General features: G+C 44.8%; 33 protein-coding genes. 30 read left to right on the top strand and 3 right to left on the bottom strand.

What is annotated here, in order from left to right; all coding sequences use genetic code 11:
* Positions 1-14: 14 nt before the first annotated feature.
* The 30 genes from rplD to rplQ all read left to right on the top strand — a co-directional run bounded on the left by rplD (position 15) and on the right by rplQ (position 14,762).
* Positions 15-638, top strand: coding sequence for a 50S ribosomal protein L4 (rplD, locus tag AB5Z01_RS09905; protein WP_038672642.1), 624 nt, complete (start codon positions 15-17; stop codon positions 636-638).
* On the top strand, positions 638-928 hold the full coding sequence (gene rplW, locus AB5Z01_RS09900; RefSeq protein ID WP_038672640.1) for a 50S ribosomal protein L23: 291 nt from the start codon (positions 638-640) through the stop codon (positions 926-928). The genes rplD and rplW overlap by 1 nt, the downstream gene beginning before the upstream one ends.
* Positions 929-1,121: 193 nt before the next feature.
* Positions 1,122-1,955, top strand: a complete 834-nt coding sequence (gene rplB / locus AB5Z01_RS09895; RefSeq protein WP_022286995.1) for a 50S ribosomal protein L2 — start codon at positions 1,122-1,124, stop codon at positions 1,953-1,955.
* 23 nt (positions 1,956-1,978) lie between these two features.
* Positions 1,979-2,260 carry a 30S ribosomal protein S19 gene (rpsS, locus tag AB5Z01_RS09890; protein WP_022286994.1) on the top strand — a complete coding sequence of 94 codons (282 nt, stop codon included), beginning with the start codon at positions 1,979-1,981 and terminating at the stop codon, positions 2,258-2,260.
* Positions 2,261-2,279: 19 nt separating this feature from the next.
* Entirely contained in the window at positions 2,280-2,615 is a 336-nt protein-coding gene (rplV, locus tag AB5Z01_RS09885; protein ID WP_022286993.1) for a 50S ribosomal protein L22, read from the top strand.
* A 20-nt stretch (positions 2,616-2,635) separates the two neighbouring features.
* Positions 2,636-3,418: a 30S ribosomal protein S3 gene (rpsC, locus tag AB5Z01_RS09880; protein ID WP_368365508.1), complete on the top strand. Its 783-nt coding sequence runs from the start codon at positions 2,636-2,638 to the stop codon at positions 3,416-3,418.
* Positions 3,418-3,849, top strand: a complete 432-nt coding sequence (gene rplP, locus AB5Z01_RS09875) for a 50S ribosomal protein L16 (protein WP_022286991.1) — start codon at positions 3,418-3,420, stop codon at positions 3,847-3,849. The genes rpsC and rplP overlap by 1 nt, the downstream gene beginning before the upstream one ends.
* Entirely contained in the window at positions 3,849-4,046 is a 198-nt protein-coding gene (gene rpmC / locus AB5Z01_RS09870) for a 50S ribosomal protein L29 (RefSeq protein WP_022286990.1), read from the top strand. The genes rplP and rpmC overlap by 1 nt, the downstream gene beginning before the upstream one ends.
* Positions 4,047-4,067: 21 nt before the next feature.
* Positions 4,068-4,328, top strand: coding sequence for a 30S ribosomal protein S17 (gene rpsQ, locus AB5Z01_RS09865; RefSeq protein ID WP_022286989.1), 261 nt, complete (start codon positions 4,068-4,070; stop codon positions 4,326-4,328).
* 73 nt (positions 4,329-4,401) lie between these two features.
* Positions 4,402-4,770 carry a 50S ribosomal protein L14 gene (gene rplN / locus AB5Z01_RS09860; RefSeq protein WP_022286988.1) on the top strand — a complete coding sequence of 123 codons (369 nt, stop codon included), beginning with the start codon at positions 4,402-4,404 and terminating at the stop codon, positions 4,768-4,770.
* Between the two features lie 17 nt (positions 4,771-4,787).
* Positions 4,788-5,111, top strand: coding sequence for a 50S ribosomal protein L24 (rplX, locus tag AB5Z01_RS09855; RefSeq protein WP_022286987.1), 324 nt, complete (start codon positions 4,788-4,790; stop codon positions 5,109-5,111).
* A 16-nt stretch (positions 5,112-5,127) separates the two neighbouring features.
* Positions 5,128-5,670, top strand: coding sequence for a 50S ribosomal protein L5 (gene rplE / locus AB5Z01_RS09850; RefSeq protein ID WP_022286986.1), 543 nt, complete (start codon positions 5,128-5,130; stop codon positions 5,668-5,670).
* Positions 5,671-5,684: 14 nt separating this feature from the next.
* Positions 5,685-5,870 carry a type Z 30S ribosomal protein S14 gene (locus tag AB5Z01_RS09845; protein WP_022286985.1) on the top strand — a complete coding sequence of 62 codons (186 nt, stop codon included), beginning with the start codon at positions 5,685-5,687 and terminating at the stop codon, positions 5,868-5,870.
* Positions 5,871-5,886: 16 nt separating this feature from the next.
* Positions 5,887-6,285 carry a 30S ribosomal protein S8 gene (gene rpsH, locus AB5Z01_RS09840; protein WP_022286984.1) on the top strand — a complete coding sequence of 133 codons (399 nt, stop codon included), beginning with the start codon at positions 5,887-5,889 and terminating at the stop codon, positions 6,283-6,285.
* Positions 6,286-6,298: 13 nt separating this feature from the next.
* On the top strand, positions 6,299-6,850 hold the full coding sequence (gene rplF / locus AB5Z01_RS09835) for a 50S ribosomal protein L6 (protein WP_022286983.1): 552 nt from the start codon (positions 6,299-6,301) through the stop codon (positions 6,848-6,850).
* Positions 6,851-6,868: 18 nt separating this feature from the next.
* Positions 6,869-7,228, top strand: coding sequence for a 50S ribosomal protein L18 (gene rplR / locus AB5Z01_RS09830; protein WP_022286982.1), 360 nt, complete (start codon positions 6,869-6,871; stop codon positions 7,226-7,228).
* A gap of 15 nt (positions 7,229-7,243) precedes the next feature.
* Complete coding sequence (gene rpsE, locus AB5Z01_RS09825; protein WP_022286981.1) at positions 7,244-7,744, top strand: 30S ribosomal protein S5; 501 nt, start codon at positions 7,244-7,246, stop codon at positions 7,742-7,744.
* 14 nt (positions 7,745-7,758) lie between these two features.
* Positions 7,759-7,935: a 50S ribosomal protein L30 gene (gene rpmD / locus AB5Z01_RS09820; RefSeq protein WP_287214335.1), complete on the top strand. Its 177-nt coding sequence runs from the start codon at positions 7,759-7,761 to the stop codon at positions 7,933-7,935.
* 15 nt (positions 7,936-7,950) lie between these two features.
* Entirely contained in the window at positions 7,951-8,391 is a 441-nt protein-coding gene (gene rplO, locus AB5Z01_RS09815) for a 50S ribosomal protein L15 (RefSeq protein ID WP_022286979.1), read from the top strand.
* 2 nt (positions 8,392-8,393) lie between these two features.
* Positions 8,394-9,689, top strand: coding sequence for a preprotein translocase subunit SecY (gene secY / locus AB5Z01_RS09810; RefSeq protein ID WP_022286978.1), 1,296 nt, complete (start codon positions 8,394-8,396; stop codon positions 9,687-9,689).
* 38 nt (positions 9,690-9,727) lie between these two features.
* Positions 9,728-10,360 carry an adenylate kinase gene (locus tag AB5Z01_RS09805; RefSeq protein ID WP_287214338.1) on the top strand — a complete coding sequence of 211 codons (633 nt, stop codon included), beginning with the start codon at positions 9,728-9,730 and terminating at the stop codon, positions 10,358-10,360.
* Positions 10,361-10,376: 16 nt separating this feature from the next.
* A complete protein-coding gene (gene map / locus AB5Z01_RS09800) occupies positions 10,377-11,123 on the top strand; it encodes a type I methionyl aminopeptidase (protein ID WP_022286976.1) in 747 nt (248 codons plus the stop codon).
* Positions 11,120-11,419, top strand: coding sequence for a KOW domain-containing RNA-binding protein (locus AB5Z01_RS09795; protein ID WP_022286975.1), 300 nt, complete (start codon positions 11,120-11,122; stop codon positions 11,417-11,419). The genes map and AB5Z01_RS09795 overlap by 4 nt, the downstream gene beginning before the upstream one ends.
* On the top strand, positions 11,419-11,637 hold the full coding sequence (infA, locus tag AB5Z01_RS09790) for a translation initiation factor IF-1 (protein ID WP_022286974.1): 219 nt from the start codon (positions 11,419-11,421) through the stop codon (positions 11,635-11,637). The genes AB5Z01_RS09795 and infA overlap by 1 nt, the downstream gene beginning before the upstream one ends.
* 60 nt (positions 11,638-11,697) lie before the next feature.
* Positions 11,698-11,811 (top strand): 50S ribosomal protein L36, encoded by a 114-nt coding sequence (gene rpmJ, locus AB5Z01_RS09785; RefSeq protein ID WP_022286973.1) that lies wholly within the window; start codon positions 11,698-11,700, stop codon positions 11,809-11,811.
* A 29-nt stretch (positions 11,812-11,840) separates the two neighbouring features.
* Positions 11,841-12,209 (top strand): 30S ribosomal protein S13, encoded by a 369-nt coding sequence (rpsM, locus tag AB5Z01_RS09780; RefSeq protein ID WP_022286972.1) that lies wholly within the window; start codon positions 11,841-11,843, stop codon positions 12,207-12,209.
* Positions 12,210-12,223: 14 nt separating this feature from the next.
* Positions 12,224-12,622 carry a 30S ribosomal protein S11 gene (rpsK, locus tag AB5Z01_RS09775; protein WP_022286971.1) on the top strand — a complete coding sequence of 133 codons (399 nt, stop codon included), beginning with the start codon at positions 12,224-12,226 and terminating at the stop codon, positions 12,620-12,622.
* A gap of 92 nt (positions 12,623-12,714) precedes the next feature.
* Positions 12,715-13,311 carry a 30S ribosomal protein S4 gene (gene rpsD / locus AB5Z01_RS09770; protein ID WP_022286970.1) on the top strand — a complete coding sequence of 199 codons (597 nt, stop codon included), beginning with the start codon at positions 12,715-12,717 and terminating at the stop codon, positions 13,309-13,311.
* A 131-nt stretch (positions 13,312-13,442) separates the two neighbouring features.
* Positions 13,443-14,402, top strand: a complete 960-nt coding sequence (locus tag AB5Z01_RS09765; protein WP_022286969.1) for a DNA-directed RNA polymerase subunit alpha — start codon at positions 13,443-13,445, stop codon at positions 14,400-14,402.
* Positions 14,403-14,420: 18 nt separating this feature from the next.
* Positions 14,421-14,762: a 50S ribosomal protein L17 gene (gene rplQ / locus AB5Z01_RS09760; RefSeq protein ID WP_022286968.1), complete on the top strand. Its 342-nt coding sequence runs from the start codon at positions 14,421-14,423 to the stop codon at positions 14,760-14,762.
* 131 nt (positions 14,763-14,893) lie between these two features.
* Here rplQ and AB5Z01_RS09755 read toward each other — a convergent pair whose 3' ends face one another.
* The 3 genes from AB5Z01_RS09755 to AB5Z01_RS09745 are packed head-to-tail and all read right to left on the bottom strand — an operon-like array spanning position 14,894 to position 16,180.
* Positions 14,894-15,766: a glycoside hydrolase family 25 protein gene (locus AB5Z01_RS09755; protein WP_368365507.1), complete on the bottom strand. Its 873-nt coding sequence runs from the start codon at positions 15,764-15,766 to the stop codon at positions 14,894-14,896.
* Positions 15,753-15,950, bottom strand: a complete 198-nt coding sequence (locus AB5Z01_RS09750) for a hypothetical protein (RefSeq protein ID WP_195220623.1) — start codon at positions 15,948-15,950, stop codon at positions 15,753-15,755. Before AB5Z01_RS09750 ends, AB5Z01_RS09755 begins: the two co-directional genes overlap by 14 nt.
* Complete coding sequence (locus AB5Z01_RS09745) at positions 15,947-16,180, bottom strand: hypothetical protein (RefSeq protein ID WP_038672626.1); 234 nt, start codon at positions 16,178-16,180, stop codon at positions 15,947-15,949. Before AB5Z01_RS09745 ends, AB5Z01_RS09750 begins: the two co-directional genes overlap by 4 nt.
* Between the last annotated feature and the right edge of the window lie 388 nt (positions 16,181-16,568).

Below are 16,568 nucleotides of genomic sequence, written 5' to 3'. Positions count from 1 at the left end.
AAGGAGGAATCATAATGTCACAGATTTCAGTATTTGATATGACAGGCAAAAAGGTTGCCGACACTGAGCTTAACGATGCTATTTTCGGTATCGAGCCAAACAAGGCTATCATGCACGCTATGGTTGTAAATTATCTTGCTAACCAGAGACAGGGCACACAGTCAACTCTTACAAGAACAGAAGTAAGAGGCGGTGGTAGAAAGCCATGGAGACAGAAGGGAACAGGTCACGCAAGACAGGGTTCTATCAGAGCTCCACAGTGGGTACACGGTGGTGTTGCTCTCGGTCCTAAGCCAAGAGATTACAGCTATTCACTTAATAAAAAGGAAAGAAGACTCGGTATGAAGTCTGCACTTTCAACAAAGGTCGTTGACGAGAATCTCGTAGTTGTTGATTCAATCAAGCTCGAGAGCTACAAGACAAAGGCAGTTGTTGAGATGCTCAAGGCACTTGGTGCTGAGGGTAAGGCTCTCATCGTTACAGCAGAGTCTGACAAGACTGTTGTCAAGAGTGCAGCCAACATTCCTGGCGTTAAGACAGCTACTGTAAATACTCTCAGTGTTTACGACATTCTGAACTATGATAAGTTTATCGTTTCTTCAGAGGCTGTAAAGAAGATTGAGGAGGTTTACGCATAATGAGAACTGCTCAAGATATAATTTTAAAGCCAGTTATCACTGAAGACTCTATGGACAGACTTCAGGCTAACAGATACACTTTCAAGGTCGCTAAGGACGCTAACAAGATCGAGATCGCTAAGGCAGTTGAAGAGCTTTTCAACGTAAAGGTAGCTAAGGTAAACACGATCAGCGTTAAGGGTAAGCAGAAGAGAATGGGAAGAAGCGTAGGCTACAGACCAGACTGGAAAAAAGCGATCGTTACTCTTGAGGGTGACAAGACAATCGAATTCTTCGAGGGCTTGTTCTAAATCCTCTAAAAGAGGTGCAGCGTAAGGCTGCATTGCTCCGAAGAACTTCATGAATACCGAGAAGCCTTCGGAAAGGTCTTGCGAGGCGGCGAGGACCGCTCATCATTTCACCGCAGGACGTAAGTATGGAAGGGCGCTTGGCGTGAAAACGCTTTGACCTTTTCGCAAAACTCAGATAAGGAGTGAATTTCAAATGGCAATAAAGAGCTACAAGCCTACAACAGCCGGCAGAAGAGGTATGACAGTTACCGATTATTCCGAGCTTTCAAAGGTTGCTCCATGTAAGTCTCTGCTTGAGCCACTCAAGAAGAACTCAGGTAGAAACAGCTACGGTAGAATCACTGTTCGTCACAGAGGCGGCGGAGTAAGAAGAAAATACCGTGTAATTGATTTTAAGAGAAACAAACTCGATATGAACGCAACAGTTCTTACTATCGAGTACGATCCAAACCGTTCAGCATTCATTGCTCTTGTAGAGTATGAGGACGGCGAGAAGAGATACATCATCGCACCTTATGGTCTTAAGGTTGGTGACGTTATCAGAGCAGGCGCAGACGCAGACATCAAGCCTGGTAATGCACTTGCAATGATAAACATTCCTGTTGGTACTTTCATCCACAACATCGAGCTTTATCCTGGTAAGGGCGCACAGCTCGTTCGTTCAGCAGGAAACATGGCTCAGCTCATGGGTAAGGAAGACAACTACGCACTTGTAAGACTTCCTTCAGGCGAGATGAGAAAGGTCCCTGTAAACTGCATGGCTACAATCGGTCAGGTAGGAAACATCGACCATGAGAACGTAAATATCGGTAAGGCGGGTAGAAAGCGTCATATGGGCTGGAGACCTACCGTTAGAGGTTCTGTAATGAACCCATGCGATCACCCACACGGTGGTGGTGAGGGTCGTGCTCCAGTTGGTAGACCAACTCCAGTTACACCTTGGGGTAAGCCTACAATGGGATACAAGACCCGTGCTAAGCATCATCGCTCCGATAAGTTTATCGTAAAACGCAGAAACGGTAAGTAATGCTGAAAGGAGGCAGATGATCAATGGGTAGAAGTGTCAAGAAGGGACCATACGTACAGGAGGTCCTTTACAAGAGAGTTAAGGCAATGAACGATGCAGGCGAGAAGAAGGTGCTCAAGACATGGAGCAGAGCTTCTACAATATTCCCTGAATTCGTTGGTCACACATTCGCAGTTCACGACGGACGTAAGCACGTTCCTGTATATGTAACAGAGGACATGGTTGGTCACAAGCTGGGAGAGTTCGCTCCAACAAGAACATTCAAGGGTCATGCAGGTTCAAAGACCTCAAACAACGGTAAGTAGTGCGGAAGGAGGAATACAAATGGAAGCAAAAGCAATTCTGAGAAATGCTCGTATTGCTCCTCGTAAGGTACAGATCGTTCTCGATCTGATCAGAGGAAAAGACTATGATGTTGCAATGGCAACAGTAAAGCATACACCAAAGGCTGCAAGTGAATATCTTGAGAAGCTTCTGAAGTCCGCCGCTCACAACGCTGAGAACAACCATAACATGGATAAGAACAACCTTTACGTTGCAGAGTGCTATGTTTGTCCAGGACCGATAATGAAGAGAATCATGCCAAGAGCACAAGGCAGAGCATATAGAATCCTTAAGAGAACATCACACGTTACGATCGTTCTTAAGGAAAAGGAATAAGCTGAAAGAGGAGGTAAACTATGGGACAGAAAGTAAATCCACACGGACTTCGTGTCGGTGTGATTAAGAATTGGGACTCCCGCTGGTTTGCAGAAAAGGGTACTTTTGGCGATACACTGGTTGAGGATTACAACGTTCGTAACTTCATTCTTAAAGAGCTGAATACAAGATCAAAGAATCCAGTAGATAAGTGCGTATACGCCGGCGTTCCAAAAGTAGAGATCGAAAGATTTGCCGATAAGGACGGCGGTCAGAAGGTAAGAATCCACATCCACTGTGCAAAGCCTGGTATCGTAATAGGCAGAGGCGGCGCAGAGATCGAAAAGCTCCGTGCAAACGTTGAAAAGATGATCGGCAAGAGCGTTGCTATCAACATCGTTGAGGTAAAGCAGCCTGACATCAATGCACAGCTCGTTGCAGAAAAGATCGCACACGATCTTGAAGATAGAATCTCATTCAGAAGAGCAATGAAGCAGTCTATCGGCAGAGCAATGAAGCTCGGCGCTAAGGGTATCAAGGTTAGATGCGGCGGCCGTCTTGGCGGTGCAGAGATCGCTAGAGCAGAAACATACCACGAGGGTACAATTCCACTTCAGACGATCAGAGCTGACATCGACTATGGTACAGCTGAGGCACACACAACTTACGGTAGGATCGGCGTTAAGGTATGGATATACAGAGGCGAGGTTCTTAAGGGCGAAGTTGCTGCTTCAGACAAGAGAGAGTCAAACGACAGAAGACGCCAGAACAGAAATGGTAAGCGTGACTTCAATAAGGCTAAAAAAGAGGGAGGTAACAAGTAATGCTGCTTCCAAAGAGAGTTAAGTTCAGAAAACAGCACCGTGGCCGTATGACAGGCAAGGCTATGAGAGGTAACACAGTTTCTCACGGTGAGTATGGTCTTCAGGCTCTTCAGCCTGCTTGGATCACATCAAATCAGATCGAAGCTGCCCGTATCGCAATGACAAGATACATCAAGCGTGGCGGTCAGGTTTGGATCAAGATCTTCCCAGATAAGCCTGCAACAAGAAAGCCTCTTGGAACTCGAATGGGTAAAGGTAAGGGCGCACCTGAGTATTGGGTAGCCGTTGTTAAGCCAGGCAGAGTAATGTTCGAGATCGCAGGAGTACCTGAAGAGACAGCTAGAGAAGCAATGCGTCTTGCAATGCACAAGCTGCCTATCAAGTGTAAGTTCGTTAAAAGAGATACTCAAGAAACGGGTGGTGAGCAATAATGAAGGCTAATGAAATCAAGGATATGACAGTCGACGAGCTCAACAGCAAACTCGCTGAGCTCAAGCAGGAGCTTTTTAACCTTCGTTTCCAGCACGCTGTAAATCAGTTGGAGAATCCTAAGAGACTTCAGGCTGTGAAGAAGGATATTGCTCGTGTAAAGACATTCATTCGTAAGCAAGAGTCCAATGTTCAGTAATTTTCGAAGGGAGGATTAACTGTGAGCGAAGAGAGAAATTTGAGAAAAACCAGAGTTGGCGTTGTAGTTTCCAACAAGATGGATAAGACTATCGTAGTTGCTATCAAGGATAACGTACAGCATCCACTTTACAAGAAGATCATCAAGAGAACAGTTAAGCTTAAGGCACATGACGAAAACAATGTCTGCAATATAGGCGACAAGGTTGAAGTTATGGAAACAAGACCTCTGTCAAAGGACAAGAGATGGCGTCTTGTTAACGTTCTTGAGAAGGCTAAGTAATTAAAACGCAATAGTGCAGGTGGCAGATAACTTCTGCCGACCGCACGTTAAATTCTGAAAGGAGGAACGCACTGTGATACAAATGCAGACTTACCTGAAGGTAGCAGATAACTCCGGAGCAAAGGAGCTTATGTGCATCAGGGTACTCGGCGGAACACGCAGAAAGTATGCAAACATCGGTGACGTTGTAGTTTGTTCTGTTAAAAAGGCAACACCAGGCGGAGTTGTTAAAAAGGGCGACGTTGTTAAAGCAGTAATCGTTCGTTCAGCTAAGGGTCTTCGTCGTGCAGACGGCACATATATCCGTTTTGACGAAAACGCAGCTGTTATTATCAAAGAAGACAAGAACCCAAGAGGTACTCGTATATTTGGACCAGTAGCTAAGGAGCTCAGAGAGAAGGATTATATGAAGATCCTTTCACTTGCTCCAGAAGTTCTTTAATTGGAGGTGTCGTAACAATGAATAAGGTACACGTAAAAACAGGCGACACCGTCGTTATCCTCTCCGGTAAGGACAAGGGTAAGAAGGGCAAGGTCCTGGAAGTTTCCCCTAAGGAGGGAAAGGTAATCGTTGAGGGTCTTAACATTGCTACAAAGCACGTTAAGCCAAGACGTCAGGGCGAGCAGGGCGGCATAGTTGAGGCTGAGGCTGCAATGTATGCTTCAAAGGTACAGGCAGTTTGCCCTAAGTGCGGCAAGCCAACAAGAGTCGCTCATAAGTTCCTTGAGGACGGTACTAAAGTTAGAGTCTGCAAGAACGCAGACTGCGGCGAAGAATTTTAATTAGGAGGATATTACGATGGCTAGACTTAAAGAATATTATGTTAGCGACGTAGCTCCTGCTATGATGAAGAAATTCGAATACGCTAACGTTATGCAGATCCCAAAACTTGATAAGGTAGTTATCAACGTGGGCTGCGGCGCAGATAAGGATAACAAGAAGGTTATCGATGCTATCATGACTGATCTGGCTGCTATCACAGGACAGAAGCCGATCGTTTGTAAGGCAAAGAAGTCCGTTGCTAACTTCAAGCTCAGAGACGGACAGATCATCGGTGTTAAGGTAACGCTGAGAGCTGAGAAAATGTATGAATTCGTTGACAGACTTTTCAACGTAGCATTTCCTCGTGTAAGAGATTTCAGAGGTATCAACCCTAACTCTTTCGACGGCAGAGGCAACTACTCTACTGGTCTTAAGGAGCAGCTGATCTTCCCTGAGATCGAATACGATAAGATAGATAAGGTTCGTGGTATGGATATCAACTTTATCACAACTGCAAAAACTGATGAAGAGGCAAAGGAGCTGCTTTCACTTATGGGTGCTCCATTTGCTGATAAGTAAGAGGAGGATAAAAAATGGCTAAGAAGGCTATGATCAACAAACAGCAGGCTACGCCTAAATATTCCACTCGTGCTTACAACAGATGTAAGATCTGCGGAAGACCTCACGCTTATCTGAGAAAGTTCGGCGTTTGCCGTATCTGTTTCAGAGAGTTGGCTCACGAGGGTAAGATTCCGGGAGTTAAGAAGGCTAGTTGGTAAAAGGAGGTTAACACGCATGCAAATTACTGATACAATAGCGGATCTTCTTACAAGAATCCGTAACGCAAGTACTGCGAAGCACGCAACAGTTGACGTTCCTGCATCTAATATGAAGAAGTCGATCACACAGATCCTCGTAGACGAAGGATACGTTAAGGACTTCAAGATCATTGAAGACGGTAAGCAGGGTATCATTAGAATTACTCTTAAATATGACGAGAACAGAAATCCAGTCATCACAGGACTCAGAAGAGTATCAAAGCCTGGTCTGAGAATTTACGCAAGCTGCGAGGATATGCCAAAGGTTATAAAGGGTCTTGGCATTGCTATCGTATCTACTTCAAAGGGCGTTATCACAGACAAGAAGGCTAGAGAGCTGAATGTCGGCGGAGAAGTTCTCGCATTCATCTGGTAAGGAGGACTAAGTTATGTCAAGAATAGGTATTAAGCCAATTAGTGTTCCTGCAGGTGTAGAGGTTACTGTTGCAGACGGAAACGTAGTTACAGTAAAGGGTCCTAAGGGTTCACTCACAAAAGAGTTCCACAAGGATATGATAATAAAGTGTGCAGACGGCGTGATCACAGTAGAGCGTCCTTCAGAGGATAAGCTCCACAAGTCACTGCACGGTCTGACAAGAACACTCGTACACAACATGGTAGAGGGTGTTACAGAGGGTTTCGCAAAGAAGCTTGAGATCGTTGGTGTAGGTTACAGAGCACAGAAGCAGGGTAAGAACCTTGTTATGAACCTTGGTTTTTCTCATCAGGTAATCGTACCTGAGACAGATACTATCAAGATCGATGTACCTGACGCAAACCACATCGTAATTTCAGGTTGCGACAAGCAGGAAGTAGGTCAGTTTGCTTGTGAGATCCGTGAGAAGCGTCCACCAGAGCCTTATAAGGGTAAGGGTATTCGTTACGAAGGCGAGTATGTTATCCGTAAGGAAGGTAAGGCTGGTAAGGGCAGCAAGAAGTAATAAAAGGAGAGAATTACTATGGTTAAAAAGCTTGACAAGGCTAAGGCAAGAGCAAAAAGACATCAGAGAGTCCGCAACAAGATCAACGGAACAGCTGATTGTCCTCGCCTCAACGTATTCCGCTCCTCTAAGCATATTTATGCACAGGTTATCGACGACGTAAACGGCGTAACACTTTGCAGCGCTTCCTCAATGTCCAAGGACTTTGAAGGCAACGGCGGCAACAAGGAAGGCGCTCGTAAGGTCGGCGAAATGATCGCTCAGGCGGCTAAGGCAAAGGGCATCGAGAATGTCGTATTCGACAGAGGCGGCTACCTTTACCACGGACGTGTTCAGGAGTTGGCAGACGGAGCCCGTGAAGGCGGACTTAAGTTCTAAAGAGGAGGGTAAACATTGGCTTTAATAGATGCTTCAAACATGGAACTTACTGAAAAGGTCGTTGCAATTAACAGAGTATCAAAGACTGTTAAGGGCGGCCGTATAATGAAGTTCTCAGTCCTCGTAGTAGTAGGCGACGGAAACGGAGTAGTAGGTTTCGGAATCGGTAAATCAGGAGAAGTTCCTGACGCAATCAGAAAGGCAATCCAGGACGCCAAGAAGAACCTTATCAGAATTTCACTTAAGGGAACAACGATCCCACACGAAATTATCGGTAAGTTCGGTGCAGGCGAGGTTCTTCTCAAGCCTGCAGCACCAGGTACTGGAGTTATCGCAGGCGGCACAGTAAGAGCCGTTGTAGAAGCTGCTGGAATTAAGGATATCAGAGCTAAGCAGCTCCGTTCAAACAATCCTTACAACGCAGTAAGAGCTACAATAAGCGGTCTTGCTAACATCAGAAGCGCTGAAACAGTAGCAGCTCTCAGAGGCAAGACAGTTAAAGAAATTACAGGCTAAGGAGGATAACAGTTATGGCAATAAACATCGAACTGATAAAGAGCCTTAACGGAAGAAGCGATAAGCAGGTCGCTACCGCTAATTCACTGGGTCTCAGAAAAATCGGGGATAAGACTTGTCAGCCTGACAATCCTCAGACAAAGGGAAAGGTAAAGGTTATCTCCCATCTTATTAAAGTAACTGAAGTATAAGGAGGTGCAATCTGAATGAAACTGCACGAATTATCACCTGTTGCAGGCTCCGTAAAGGAGAGCAAGCGCAAGGGCAGAGGTCACGGTTCTGGTAACGGAAAGACCGCAGGCAAGGGACACAAGGGTCAGAAGGCTCGTTCCGGCGGCGGAATAAGACCGGGCTTTGAAGGCGGACAGACAATGCTCGCAAGAAGAATCCCTAAGCGTGGATTCAACAATATTTTCGCAACAAAGTATGCTATCGTAAATGTATCTGATCTTGATAGATTTGTTGACGGCACAGTTGTTGATACTGAGCTTCTTAAAGCTTCAGGCATCATCAAGAAGGAACTTGACGGCGTCAAGATCCTCGGAAACGGCGAATTAACTAAAAACCTTACCGTTAAGGCTGCTAAGTTCTCAGCAGCTGCTAAGGAAAAGATTGAAAAGGCAGGCGGGAAGGTTGAGGTGATGTAATTGTGATAGAGACATTTCGTAATGCCTGGAGAGTTCCGGAATTAAGAAAAAAACTTCTATTTACTTTTTTCATCATCATCATCTACAGAGTCGGCGGTACAGTTCCTGTACCTTACCTTGACTCAGTCGCATTGTCAGCATGGTTTGAACAGAGTGCTTCGTCAGGTGACTTTTTCAGCTATCTGAACGTTCTGTCAGGAGGTAACTTTTCAAAAGCTACTCTCTTGGCGCTCTCCGTTTCACCTTATATCAATGCACAAATTATCATTCAGCTTCTGACCTACGCTCTTCCACCGCTGGAAAGACTCCAGAAGGAAGGTCCTGAGGGTAGAAAGAAACTTAACAAGATAACAAAATATGCGTCACTTGCTATTGCTATCTTCCAGGCGTGGGCTTATTACCTCACCATGAAGAAAGCGGGTGCTTGTGTTTACACAGAGGGCTTTAGCAAGATATTCGCAGAGATAGTTATTATCGCTTGCTTTACAGCAGGTGCGTCACTGACGATCTGGCTTGGTGATGAGATAAACGAGAAGGGTATCGGAAACGGTATCTCAATGCTCCTGTTCGCAGGTATCATTGCAAGAGGTCCTTCAGCAGTTATCGGTCTGTTCGATTACATGAAGACAGGCGAGGCTAAGAACATCATTCTCGTAATTGCTATCCTTGTTGTGTTCGTTCTGATGATAGGCTTTATCATCTTCATGAACGAGGCTGAAAGAAGAATACCGATACAGTACGCTAAGAGAGTGGTCGGTAGAAAACAGTACGGCGGTCAGAATACTTTTATTCCGATCAAGATCGCAATGAGCGGCGTTATGCCTATCATCTTTGCAATGGCTTTCATGTCACTGCCTTCAACACTCAAAATGTTCATTGAACCAAAGAGCGGAAGCTTCTACGATCACTTCCTTCACTGGTTCGAGTACACTCATCCGTTCTACGCTTGTCTGTACTTTGTGCTGATAATCGGCTTCAACTATTTCTATGTTTCAATGCAGTATAACCCACTTGAGATCGCAAACAACCTCAGACAGAACAACGGCGGTATCCCTGGTATCAGACCTGGCAGACCAACTTCCGATTATCTTAAGAAGGTTCTGTCAAAGATAACATTGGTAGGAGCTGTGTTCCTCGGAATAATCGCTATCTTCCCTATTATCTTCACTTCGATCACAAAGATGAATATTGCAATGGGCGGTACTTCGATCCTTATCGTTGTATCAGTTGCTCTTGAAACTGCAAGAACTATGGAATCTCAAATGATGATGCGTCATCATAAGGGCTTCCTTGAATAAACCATAGGCTTTACGTTTGAGATAAAAAGGAGTTAAAAATGAATATCATTCTTTTAGGTGCTCCCGGTGCGGGAAAAGGAACTCAGGCTGAGGTCATCTGCAAGGCTCTGAACATTCCTACTATTTCTACAGGCAATATGCTCAGAGCTGCTGTTAAGGCTGGCACTGAGTACGGTCTCAAGGCTAAGGCTGCTATGGACGCAGGCGACCTTGTATCAGACGATATCGTAATTGGTATCCTTAAGGACAGGATCGCTGAGCCTGACGCTCAGAACGGTTTCATTCTGGACGGTTTTCCAAGAACAGTTCCTCAGGCTGAGGCTCTTGACGCTATGGGCGTTAAGATAGACAAGGTCATAGAGATATATGTTGCTGACGAGACTATTCAGCAGAGACTTTCGGGCAGAAGAGTTTGCCTCGACTGTGGCGCTACTTACCACACAGCTTTCAAGCCTTCAAAGGTAGAGGGCGTGTGCGATGTTTGCGGAAAGCCGATCGTTATCCGTAAGGACGACGAGCCTGCAACAGTTATCAGCAGACTTCAGACATATCACAAATCAACCGCTCCTCTTAAAGATTACTACGGTAAGCAGGGTAAGCTCGTTACTGTTGAGGGACAGGATAAGGTAGAGGACACTTCAAAGCTTGTTCTCGAAGCTGTTAAGGCATAGATCCGAGGCGTTTTTAATGATTTGCGTTAAATCCAATAAAGAGATCGAGAAAATGCAGAAGGCGGGCGCAATAACCGCCGGAGCATTGATCGCTGCGGGCGAGGCTATCAGACCGGGTATGACTACCTACGAGCTTGATAAAGTCGTTCACAGATATATCACTTCTCATGGTGCAAAGCCAAGCTTCCTTGGCTACGGCGGATTTCCAGGCTCAGCCTGCATTTCCGTCAACGATGAGATAATCCATGGTATCCCCGGTCCACGCAAGCTTTGCGAGGGCGACATAGTTTCAGTAGACGTTGGTGCTTACATTGACGGCTATCACGGAGATTCCTGCAAGACCTTTGCTGTAGGCAAGATTTCCCCTGAGGCAGAGGCTCTGATGAAGTCCACCGAAGAAAGTCTGTATCTTGCAATAGATATGGTAAAGCCGGGCGTTAGACTTGGCGACTTGGGTGCGGCCATTCAGAAATACAATGAGGACAACGGCTACTCCGTTGTAAGACAGTTCGTAGGTCACGGTGTGGGCAAAAACCTGCACGAAGATCCGGAAGTTCCAAACTATGGCAAGGCTGGTCACGGCATCAGACTTGTGGCAGGCATGGTAATAGCCATAGAGCCTATGATAAACATGGGTACGGCTGATATCAAGACAATGCCTGACGGTTGGACTGTCAAGACAAAAGACGGAAAGTGGGCGGCTCATTTTGAGCATACAATCGCAGTTACTCCTGACGGGGCAGTTATCCTGACCAAAGTATGACGGAGAAAAGCGTTGTAGATATACCGATCGGTTCAGTGGTGCTTGCGAACGCAGGCCGTGATAAGGGCAGATATTTTGTTGCGGTAGCTGCCAGCGGCGGTTTTGTGTATATCGCAGACGGCAAGGAGCGTAAGCTTGAAAAGCCAAAGCGTAAAAACATAAAACACATTTCACCTGCGGGCGTCAACATCAGCACTGATGAGCTGACAAACAGGAAATTAAGACGGCTGATACAAGGTTTTGACCCAAACCGTGTTACAGCAGACCAAAACCTTTTAGATGGGGAGGTTTTTTAATGTCAAAGGAAGACGTTATCGAACTTGAGGGAACGGTAATTGAGGCTAAGCCAAATGCAACGTTTCTGGTAGAACTTTCAAACGGTCATAAAATCCTTGCTCATATTTCGGGTAAGCTGCGTATGAATTATATTCGTATCGTACCCGGAGATAAGGTAACGGTCGAAATGTCACCGTATGACTTGACAAAGGGAAGAATCACATGGAGAGCTAAGTAAGCTTTCCCGTAAGTTTAAGAATTTTTAATTCTTGTCGCTAAATTCAAAGGAGGTATTTCAATGAAAGTAAGACCTTCAGTTAAGCCTATCTGCGAGAAGTGCAAGGTAATCAAGAGAAAAGGCAAGGTTATGGTAATCTGCCAGAATCCTAAGCACAAACAACGTCAGGGCTAACAAACCAATAATGGAGGTGCAGCTAAATAATGGCTCGTATTGCTGGTATCGACCTGCCAAAGGATAAGAGAATTGAAATTGCTCTTACTTATATCTATGGTATAGGTCAGAAAACTGCTACTAAGATTCTTAATGAAACAGGCGTAAATCCTGACACAAGAGTTAAGGATATGTCTGAGGACGATGTAGCTAAATTGCGTGAATATATTGACCATAACATCACTGTTGAGGGTGACCTCAGAAGAAATGTTGCGCTCAATATCAAGAGATTGACAGAAATCGGTTGTTATCGTGGTCTTCGTCACAGAAGAGGTCTCCCAGTTAGAGGTCAGAGAACAAAGACCAACGCAAGAACTCGTAAGGGTCCTGTAAAGACAATCGCTAATAAGAAGAAGTAAGGAGGGTGTGAACAATGGCTCAGGCTAAGAAGAAGACTACTATTCGTCGTCGTCGTGAAAGAAAGAACATTGAACAGGGACAGGTTCATATCCAGTCTACTTTTAACAACACTATCGTAACTATTACAGATATGCAGGGCAATGCTATTTCTTGGGCATCTGCCGGCGGACTCGGCTTCAGAGGTTCTAAGAAGTCTACTCCATTCGCTGCTCAGACAGCTGCTGAAACTGCTGCAAGAGCTGCTAAGGAGCATGGCCTTAAGACAGTTGAAGTTTTTGTAAAGGGACCTGGTGCTGGCCGTGAGGCTGCAATCAGAGCTTTGCAGTCTGAGGATCTTGAAGTTAGACTTATCAAGGATGTAACTCCGATCCCTCACAATGGATGCCGTCCTCCAAAGAGAAGACGTGTATAGTTTATAAGACAATTTGAGTTTGTAGTTTACTCAAAGTCGGGTAAGCAATTCGGCTAAGACCCGATAACATTTAGAAAACGGAGGTATTTACCATGGCAGTAAATAGAGAACCAATACTCAAGAGATGTAAATCTCTCGGAATCAGCCCAGCAGTTATGGGTATCGCTAAGGAAACAAAGCGTGATCCTAACGCTAACAAGAGAAAGAAAGTTTCAGAATATGGTATGCAGCTTAAGGAAAAGCAGAAGCTCAAGTTCATCTACGGCGTTCTTGAGAAGCAGTTCCGTCACCTGTTCGAGCTTGCTGAGAAAATGGAGGGTCAGGCCGGTGCTAACCTCATTACTCTTCTCGAGTCAAGACTTGACAATGTTGTATACAGAATGGGTCTTTCAATGACAAGAAGAGAGGCTCGTCAGCTCGTTGTTCACGGTCATTATCTTGTTAACGGCAAGAGAGTTGACATTCCTTCTTACAGAATCAAGGAAGGCGATGTTATCTCACTTAAGGAAAACAGCAAGAAGAGCGAGAAGTTCAAGCAGATCATTGAGGCTAACGCTTCAAAGGCAGCTCCTACATGGCTTGATGTAAACAAGGACAACCAGACAGCTAAGGTTCTTCGTATGCCTGTTAAGGAAGACCTTGACTATGACATCGAGGAGCACCTCATCGTCGAGTTGTATTCTAAATAATGTATTGATAGTGGTTCTTACGGTATGCACTCTTTAAGAGTGCGTATCGAAGAAATACTTGATATGTTTTTGGAAGTGTATGTGTTATTGATCATATAAAACAATCGAGTTTGAAAACAGGAGGGTCTTAAATGCTTGAAAAAATAGAAAAGCCTGAAATCGAAACAGCCGAGCTAAAGAGCAACGGAACATACGGCAAGTTTATTCTCGAGCCTCTGGAGCGTGGCTATGGTATTACGCTCGGAAATAGTCTGAGACGTGTACTGCTCTCCTCTTTGCCAGGCGTCGCCGTTACATCGGTAAAGATCGACGGTGTACACCACGAACTATCAACAATTCCCGGAGTTAAGGAAGATGTTACTGAGATCATTCTTAACCTCAAGGGTTTAACTGCAAAGCTTTACGGCGAGGGTCCTAAGACTATCTACATTGAGGCCGAGGGCGAGTGCGTTGTCACTGCCGGCGACATCAAGACAGATTCTGAGGTGGACATTCTTGTTCCTGATATGCACATTGCAACTTTGGGACCGGGCGCAAAGCTTTATATGGAAATTGTCATCGACAGAGGTCGTGGATATGTTTCTGCGGAAAAGAACAAGGCGCTTATGCCTAACGCCCCTATTGGTGTTATTGCAGTAGACAGTATTTATACGCCTGTATTAAAGGTGAACTTCACGGTTGACAACACCCGTGTTGGACAGATCACCGATTTTGATAAGCTGACATTGGAGGTTTGGACCGACGGTACTATCTCCGCTAAGGAAGCTGTATCAATGGCAGCCAAACTCCTCAACGAGCATCTGAATCTCTTTGTTGATCTCTCAGAAGAGACTAACGTTGTAGAGATGATGGTTGAAAAGGATGAAAAGGGCAAGGAAAAGATCCTTGAGATGACCATTGAGGAACTTGACTTATCTGTGCGTTCATTTAACTGTCTGAAGCGTGCAGGAATTAACACGGTTAACGATTTGATTGAAAAGTCTGCTGAAGAAATGATGAAGGTAAGAAACCTTGGTAAGAAGTCATTCGACGAGGTCAAGGAAAAGCTTCATTCATTGGGTTACGACCTTAATTCAGAGGACGATAATTAAAGTAAGGAGTGAAAATCTATGCCAGGCACAAGAAAGCTGGGAAGAACTAGCGACCAGAGAAAAGCAATGCTCAGAGCTATGGTTACTTATCTTCTCGAAAACGGTAAGATTGAAACCACTGTAACAAGAGCTAAGGAAGTTGCTGCTATGACTGAGAAAATGATTACTCTCGGCAAGGCAGGCGACCTTCACTCAAAGCGTCAGGTACTTTCTTATGTAACTAAGGAAGACGTAGCTAAGAAGCTGTTTGACAACATTGCACCTTCATATGAGGGCAGAAACGGCGGCTATACAAAGATCATCAAGATCGGACCACGTCGTGGCGACGCTGCTGAAATGGCTATCATTCAGTTGGTTTAATAAATTTTGCATAGCATTCAAGGCTGTATCCGTAAGGGTACAGCCTTTTTTATGTGCTTATATTTGGGCATTGGTATCAAGATATGCGGGCGAACGCTGTTCGCCCCTACAAGTGTGGCTATGGTTTGTGGTTATTTTAGAAGTTCATTGCCAATGAGGTCAATGAATTTCTTGCCTGCTATGCCGTTTTGTGAATAGCTGTGGTTTTTGAGTATATTGTTCACGGCTTTCTGAGTACCTGCACCGAAAATATCGTTTTTATCAAGGTTGATATTGTGCATACCCTTTTTCTTTGCAAGCATAAGAAGATATTTCAGTGCAAGGACGCCATTGCCTTTATCACCTTTTTTGTAGCCTGTGGTATCGAGAGCTTTTGCTTTGGAAGGGTAAAGGTTAAGGCACTTTTTCTTCATTATGGCAGGGTAGTCTTTGTAGGCGTAGTTGCAATCACAGCGGTCGGGAACACCATTTACAGTTCCTTTGCTTGTATACTGCCACATTCCATAGTTTGATATGGCAGGCTTTGCAACGTCAAAGTGTGCCACCCAAATGTCGTAGCGGTTTTTTACGGAGTCTGACACCTTGCGTTTGAGAAAATCTGCGTAGCTGTAGACAGCCGCATAGTAGCCGTTGCTTTCGAGATAGTCGCAGAAGGCTTCTATAATTTTGTTTATGGCAGCGTTTGGAAGTTCACTTTGGGAAGCGTCCTCGATATCAAAGGCGAGGGGATATTCAAACTTCTTGCCTTTGACCGCTTCAAGAAAAGTTTTCGCTTCCGCAAGTGCATCGGCTTCCGTAAGAGCGTAGGAATACCAGTATGTGCCGATATTAAGACCAGCCTTTCTGGCGGCGGCATAGTTCTTCTCGAAATTTTCGTCTTTTTGACTGATGTACTTGCCGTAGCCTGCGTTTATCATCACAAAGCTGTAACCCTGTGACTTCACCTTTTCAAAATCTATTCTCCCCTGCCAATGGGAAACGTCAATGCCCTTAGCCTTTTCCATTGCCGTCACCTCCAGATTTTTTTGCCGTCTGTACGCCAAAGTAAAATGATATCACCACGGTGAAAACTGTGATGAACTGCTCTCCGCTGACTATCCCTTTCAGCGTGAGGATACAGAACACGCTTGTCATAAGCAGTGTGACAAGCGATTTTACGTCAATGAGCTTTGCGATTCTTTCTTTCATGAATATCTCTCCCTTTCCATGTCTGTTATCTTTTGTTCCGCCGCCGCCATTCTTGAAATGAGTGCGTTATGTTCGGAAACTGTTTGTTCCAGCCTATCTATTCTATATATAATAAGCCGTTCGGTGGCTTCCTGTGATTTTTTGTTTTCTTTAGCTCCCGAACGAGCTATTATAAGCTGGCAGGCTATGCTGGCGGCCGCCGCTATGAACGCCGCTATTACTGCTTCCATGTTTATCACCTCCTACTTATCCCGAAAAAGAGGTGTTTTGTTGCATAAAAAATGCAACAATTGCAGAATTGTTGCCAAATTAAAATATAAATCATTTGTTTGCACAGTTTTGGTGCGGCACTTTTGTGCATTGGTCACATACTTTCATGAACAGAAAAGATATTTGTTAAGACGTAAAAAAGGGGCTGTAAAAAAAAGCGCAACAAAGCCCGTGGATTTCCTCGATATGGAAGCCCACGGGCTTTAATATATCACACAGCAAAAAAGAACTATCTAATCTTGAAAAAAGTGTACAGCAAACACACCGGCAGAAATACAGCGCTTTTTGCCGATTATTAAAATGTTGAAAAATATCTTTTTCAGGCTGCTTTTCTGATTGCGATCTTCT

This window comes from Ruminococcus sp. RTP21359st1_H3_RTP21359_211015 (assembly GCF_040909065.1).
GTDB classification, from domain to species: Bacteria; Bacillota; Clostridia; order Oscillospirales; family Ruminococcaceae; genus Hominimerdicola; species Hominimerdicola aceti.
Note: the sequence above shows the minus strand (reverse complement) of the source record. Positions and strands in the feature narration are given on the sequence as shown.